Below are 5,879 nucleotides of genomic sequence, written 5' to 3'. Positions count from 1 at the left end.
GGTTCGGGTGGCCGCCGGGTGCGGCGTCCGGGCCGCCCTCCTTCTGCGCGAGGCGGTCCACCGCGTCCTTGGCCTTGCCGGTGCCCGCCTGGATCTTGTCGCTGTACTTGTGCTTGGTCCGCTCGTCCACGGCCTTCGCGGCCTTGTCGATGCCGTGCTGCACCTTGTCCCCGTGCTGGCGCGCGAGGTCGGAAACCTTGTCCTTGGCCGGGCCGAGCTTGGCCTTCATGTTGTCGAACAGACCCATGATCCACCTTCCCTTGCGGGACCGCCCGCGGGATTGCCTCGCGGAACGGTCACTTGCGGACGCCCTCGCCGGCGTCGCTGTCGGCGGCCTTCTCGGCGGACTGCTGCCGGGGGATACCGGAGCCCTCGGACGCGTCGTCCGCGTCGGCGCCCTGCCGCACCGGTACCTCCACGTGCCCGCCCTCGGCATCCTGTCCGGAACCCTCCCCGTGCTCGCGCCCGGGGGAGCCCGGCGCCGGTGCCGCCCCGACTCCCTTCGACCTCGTCTCCGCCGACCGCGATTCCTCCGCCTCGGCACCCACCGGCTCCGTACCGGCCTTCGCCGCGGCGGCCGACGCCTCCCGAGTCGCCTTCGACCTGCCGAGGAGTCGTGCAAACACGCCCATAGTCACTCCATACGGTACTCGCGCGGGGGAGTTCCCGCGTCACCCGGTGCGTACGCTCGCGCCGCCCGGGTCACCGCCTCGGGGCAGCCCGCGGACGGCACCTCACGTCGGGCAACGACCCGGCGAGCGGCCCGTCACGTAACTCGTTCGGGACCCCGCCGCAAGGTTTGCGAGACTGGTGCCGTGAGCAGCGCACCCCTCGTCCCCCGCGTCATCGCCGTCGTCGGACCCACCGCGGCCGGAAAGTCCGATCTCGGCGTCTTCCTGGCCCAGCAACTCGGCGGCGAGGTCGTCAACGCCGACTCCATGCAGCTGTACCGCGGGATGGACATCGGCACCGCCAAGCTGACGCCCGAGGAGCGCGGCGGCATCCCGCACCACCTGCTGGACATCTGGGACGTCACGGTCACCGCCTCGGTCGCCGAGTACCAGAAGCTGGCCCGCGCGCGCATCGACGCGCTGCTCGCCGAGGGCCGCTGGCCGATCCTGGTCGGCGGTTCCGGTCTGTACGTCCGCGGGGCCGTGGACAACCTGGAGTTCCCCGGCACCGACCCCGAGGTGCGCGCCCGGCTGGAGGAGGAGCTGGCGCTGCGCGGCCCGGGCGCGCTGCACGCCCGGCTCGCCGCCGCCGATCCCGAGGCCGGCCGCGCGATCCTGCCCAGCAACGGCCGCCGTATCGTCCGGGCCCTGGAGGTGATCGAGATCACCGGCCAGCCCTTCACCGCCAACCTCCCCGGCCACGACTCGGTGTACGACACCGTCCAGATCGGCGTCGACGTGGCCCGCCCGGAGCTGGACGAGCGGATCACCCGGCGTGTCGACCGGATGTGGGAGGCCGGACTCGTGGACGAGGTGCGCGCGCTGGAGGCGCGAGGCCTGCGCGAGGGGCGCACGGCCTCGCGCGCGCTGGGCTACCAGCAGGTGCTCGCGGCGCTCGGCGGCGAGTGCACCGAAGCGGAGGCGCGCGCCGAGACCGTGCGCGCCACCAAGCGCTTCGCGCGCCGGCAGGATTCCTGGTTCCGGCGCGACCCCCGCGTGCACTGGCTGAGCGGGGCCGAGGCCGACCGCGGGGAACTTCCGCGGCAGGCCCTGACGTTGGTCGAACGACCGGTTACAGCCTGATCACGTGATGGCATCGGGATGCGCCGCCGGTCATCGGGGCGTTCGGCGCCGTGCCATCATCGAGCTTCGATCGACCAAGTGGAGTCCTAGTTGGGAGGGCGCGTGGCGATGGAGGCCGGCCCTCGTGACACCGCACCAAGTGCCGAGCACGTCACCACAGAGAGTGACGAACCGGGCCCGGGCGCGGACCGCCCGGCCGAGGACGTGACCCGGCTCGCCGGGGGCGGGGACCGCTTGACCGGGGACGTGGCCCGGCCGGCCGAGGGCGAGGACCGCCTGGCCGACGACGGGCCCGACGAGACCCCGGACGGGGTGACCGAGGACGGCCCGGCGCCCGAGGAGATGTACACCAGCGGCCCCGAGGTCGAGGTCGAACTGCGCCCGCAGCGCCGGCTGCGCATCTGGCAGCTCGCGCCGATCGTGGGCCTGTCCGCGCTCGGCTCCCTGATGTTCGCCTTCCCGCTCGCCTTCGACGGCGACAGCGGCGCGGTGATCGCCATGCTCGGCCTGCTGATCTGCAGCTGCGCCGCCGGCTGGGGCATGATGGCCGCCCGCCGGGTGGGCCACACCTGGCCGGGCCTGCCCCCGCGCGGCTCCGGCCGCCGCCCGGACTGGCGTGTCGTCCTCGGCTACACGGTGCTGGTCGCCGTCGTGGCCGTACTCGCCGTGTGGCGCGTGGCCCGGCTGCGCTGACCGCCGCCGGGGCCCACGTCCGACCCCCCTCGCCGTGCCCACCCCGTACGATCGAGGAATGAGCACGCGGATCGCCTTCCTCAAGGGTCACGGCACCGAGAACGACTTCGTGATCGTCCCGGACCCCGACAACGCCATCGAGCTGTCCCCGGCCGCCGTGGCCGCCCTGTGCGACCGCCGGGCGGGCATCGGCGGGGACGGCGTGCTGCACGTCGTGCGCACCGCCGCGCACCCGGAGGCCCGGGCGATGGCAGGCGAGGCCGAGTGGTTCATGGACTACCGCAACGGCGACGGCTCGGTCGCGGAGATGTGCGGCAACGGCGTCCGGGTCTTCGCCCGCTACCTCCAGCGCGCCGGGCATGTCACCGAGGGCGACCTGGCGATCGCCACCCGCGGAGGCGTGAAGAGCGTCCACATCGCCAAGGACGGGGACGTGACCGTGGGCATGGGCAGCGCCCGCCTGCCCGAAGGGGACGTCACGGTGCGTGTCGGCGAGCGCAGCTGGCCCGCCCGCAACGTGAACATGGGCAACCCGCACGCGGTCGCCTTCGTGTCCGACCTCGGGCACGCCGGGGACCTGTACAGCGCGCCGCCGGTGAGCCCCGAGGGCGCGTACCCGGACGGGGTCAACGTGGAGTTCGTGGTCGACCGCGGGCCCCGGCACGTCGCCATGCGGGTGCACGAGCGCGGGTCCGGCGAGACCCGCTCCTGCGGCACCGGCGCCTGCGCCGTCGCCGTGGCCGCCGCCCGCCGCGACGGCGCCGACCCGGCCGTCACCGGCACCCCGGTGACGTACACCGTGGACCTGCCCGGCGGCCGGCTCGTGATCACCGAACGGCCGGACGGACAGATCGAGATGACCGGTCCCGCCGTGATCGTCGCCGAGGGCGAGATCGACGGCGAGTGGCTGGAAAACGCGCTTCGCTGACCTGCCGAAAGCGTTGTCACGACGGCTCCGGGCGCTCGGAACAGCGGTTCCGCGGCGCCCGCCCGGATCGAATCCACGGACGATGTCAGGGCAGGTGGCGCAAACCTTAAACCTCTTTTCGGTCGCTCGATTGGGTGATCCGTTTCACGCTCGGCGAGAGGCGGTCTGTCGCACGTGATGGGCTCGGTAGCATCAAGCACCGGCACGGACGGGGGAACGCGCCACCCTGAGCCGCGCATGCCCTGGGGCTCCGTCCGCCGGTCCACGAGCCGGAGGTGCCCATGAGTGCGGAGGCCACGAACCCCCCGACCCCCATCCCGGTAGTGCCCACGGCCCCGGCGGCCGCCGGGGCACCCGCGACGGCCCGCCGCAAGTCCCGGGCCAGGATCGACCTGCGCCGGCTCGGCCGGGCCGCCCTGCTGGGACCCGCCGCCCGGGACAGACTGCCCGACGCGATCGGCCATGTGGTGGAGGCGCACCGCGCCCACCACCCCGACGCGGACCTCGAACCCCTGCGCCGCGCCTATGTGCTGGCCGAGTCCTCGCACCGCGGCCAGATGCGCAAGAGCGGCGAGCCGTACATCACCCACCCGCTCGCCGTGACCCTCATCCTCGCCGAACTCGGCGCCGAGACCACGACGCTGACGGCCTCCCTGCTCCACGACACCGTCGAGGACACGGACGTGACGCTGGACCAGGTGGGCGAGCAGTTCGGGGAGGAGGTGCGGTACCTGGTCGACGGCGTCACCAAGCTGGAGAAGGTCGACTACGGCGCCGCCGCCGAACCCGAGACCTTCCGCAAGATGCTCGTCGCCACCGGCAGCGACGTGCGGGTGATGTCGATCAAACTCGCCGACCGGCTGCACAACATGCGCACCCTCGGCGTGATGCGCCCGGAGAAACAGGCGCGGATCGCCGGGGTCACCCGGGACGTCCTCATCCCGCTCGCCGAACGCCTCGGCGTGCAGGCGCTGAAGACCGAACTGGAGGACCTGGTCTTCGCCATCCTCCACCCCGAGGAGTACGCGCACACCAGGGAACTCATCGCCGAGAACGCGGCCCGCCCCGACGACCCCCTCGCCGAGGTCGCCGACGAGATGCGCGCGGTGCTGCGCGAGGCCGACATCACCGCCGAGGTCCTCATCCGGCCCCGCCACTTCGTCTCCGTGCACCGAGTGGCCCGCAAACGCGGGCGGTTGCGCGGCGCCGACTTCGGCCGGCTGCTGGTGCTGGTGGGGGAGGACGCCGACTGCTACGGCGTCCTCGGCGAACTGCACACCTGTATGACGCCGGTTGTCTCGGAGTTCAAGGACTTCATCGCCGTACCCAAGTTCAACCTGTACCAGTCGCTGCACACCGCCGTCGCGCGCCCGGACGGCCAGGTGGTCGAAGTCCTCATCCGCACCCACCAGATGCACCAGGTCGCCGAGGCCGGTGTCGTCGCGCTCGGCAATCCCTACGCGCCCGGCGCCGACGACCCCGCCGACGGCGAACGCGCCGACCCCACCCGCCCCGGCTGGCTCTCCCGTCTCCTGGAGTGGCAGCAGGCCGCGCCCGACCCCGACACCTTCTGGTCCACCCTGCGCGCGGACCTCGCCCAGGACCGCGAGATCACCGTCTTCCGGCCCGACGGCGGCACCTTGGGCCTGCCCGAGGGCGCCACCTGCGTGGACGCTGCGTACGGGCAGTACGGCGAGGACGCGCACGCCTGCATCGGCGCCCGCGTCAACGGTCGTCTCGCGACCCTCAGCACCGTCCTCAAGGACGGCGACACCGTCGAACTCCTCATGGGCCAGGACCCCGCCTCGGAGCCGTCCCGCGAGTGGCTGGAGCACGCCCACACCCCGGCCGCCCGCATCGCCATCCAGCGGTGGCTGGCCACGCATCCCGGCGGGGGAGCCCCGGCCGAGGAGCCGGGCGGCTACCGGGCGACCCCCGGCTTCCCCGAGCGGCGGGCCGGCGAGACCGGCCCCGCCGGGCCCCCGGGGGGCGCCGACGTCCGCACCGACCGGCCCGGCGCCGTCGTGCGCCTCGCCGGTTGCTGTACGCCCGTGCCGCCGGACGAGATCACCGGCTTCCCGGTACGCGGGGGAGTGGTGACCGTGCACCGCGTGGAGTGCGCGGCGGTGGCGGACATGAAGAGCAAGGGGCGCGCGGAGACCGGGGTGCGCTGGGGCGACTCCACCGCGTGCCGGGTCACGCTGGTCGCCGAATCGTTCGGCCGCCCGCATCTGCTCGCCGATCTCACCGAGGCCATCGCCCTGGCGGGCGGCGACATCGTCTCCGCCACGGTGGAACCCCCGAGCCAGCAACGGGTCCGGCACACCTACACCCTGCAACTCCCCGACGCCGCGGGCCTGCCGGCCCTCATGCGCGCCATGCGCGACGTCCCCGGCGTCTACGACGTGGACCGGGCCCGGCACCAGGCGCAGGGCTGGTGAGACGGGTTCCCGAGCCGTTGCCGGTGCCCCGGTGAGCCGGGGCGGACCTGCGGAGAACGGCGG

The 5,879-nt window shown here is 73.7% G+C and carries 6 protein-coding genes; 4 read left to right on the top strand and 2 right to left on the bottom strand.

Going from position 1 to position 5,879, the window contains the following annotated elements; all coding sequences use genetic code 11:
* Both FRZ03_RS23185 and FRZ03_RS40500 read right to left on the bottom strand, forming a co-directional pair.
* A partial coding sequence (locus tag FRZ03_RS23185; protein ID WP_146467072.1) for an antitoxin occupies positions 1–247 on the bottom strand: 247 nt, incomplete at its 3' end.
* A 49-nt stretch (positions 248–296) separates the two neighbouring features.
* Positions 297–419, bottom strand: a complete 123-nt coding sequence (locus FRZ03_RS40500; protein ID WP_261399306.1) for a hypothetical protein — start codon at positions 417–419, stop codon at positions 297–299.
* A gap of 396 nt (positions 420–815) precedes the next feature.
* On the opposite strand from FRZ03_RS40500, the gene miaA reads away from it, so the two are divergent.
* The 4 genes from miaA to FRZ03_RS23160 all read left to right on the top strand — a co-directional run bounded on the left by miaA (position 816) and on the right by FRZ03_RS23160 (position 5,816).
* Complete coding sequence (gene miaA / locus FRZ03_RS23175) at positions 816–1,754, top strand: tRNA (adenosine(37)-N6)-dimethylallyltransferase MiaA (protein WP_146467071.1); 939 nt, start codon at positions 816–818, stop codon at positions 1,752–1,754.
* A 108-nt stretch (positions 1,755–1,862) separates the two neighbouring features.
* Complete coding sequence (locus FRZ03_RS23170) at positions 1,863–2,447, top strand: hypothetical protein (protein WP_146467077.1); 585 nt, start codon at positions 1,863–1,865, stop codon at positions 2,445–2,447.
* A gap of 58 nt (positions 2,448–2,505) precedes the next feature.
* The gene (dapF, locus tag FRZ03_RS23165; RefSeq protein ID WP_146467070.1) at positions 2,506–3,375 is read left to right on the top strand and encodes a diaminopimelate epimerase; all 870 of its coding nucleotides are present in this window, start codon (positions 2,506–2,508) and stop codon (positions 3,373–3,375) included.
* 281 nt (positions 3,376–3,656) lie between these two features.
* Positions 3,657–5,816, top strand: a complete 2,160-nt coding sequence (locus tag FRZ03_RS23160) for a RelA/SpoT family protein (protein ID WP_146467069.1) — start codon at positions 3,657–3,659, stop codon at positions 5,814–5,816.
* The last annotated feature ends 63 nt before the right edge of the window (positions 5,817–5,879 follow it).

Origin of the sequence: Streptomyces misionensis (assembly GCF_007896895.1) — a bacterium.
Classification (GTDB): domain Bacteria; phylum Actinomycetota; class Actinomycetes; order Streptomycetales; family Streptomycetaceae; genus Streptomyces; species Streptomyces misionensis_A.
Note: the sequence above shows the minus strand (reverse complement) of the source record. Positions and strands in the feature narration are given on the sequence as shown.

What these genes read in the sequence shown, in the direction of transcription:
- dapF (WP_146467070.1), top strand. Translation starts at nt 2,506, where the DNA reads ATGAGCACGCGGATCGCCTTCCTCAAGGGTCACGGCACCGAGAACGAC.
- FRZ03_RS23160 (WP_146467069.1), top strand. Translation starts at nt 3,657, where the DNA reads ATGAGTGCGGAGGCCACGAACCCCCCGACCCCCATCCCGGTAGTGCCC.
- FRZ03_RS23170 (WP_146467077.1), top strand. Translation starts at nt 1,863, where the DNA reads ATGGAGGCCGGCCCTCGTGACACCGCACCAAGTGCCGAGCACGTCACC.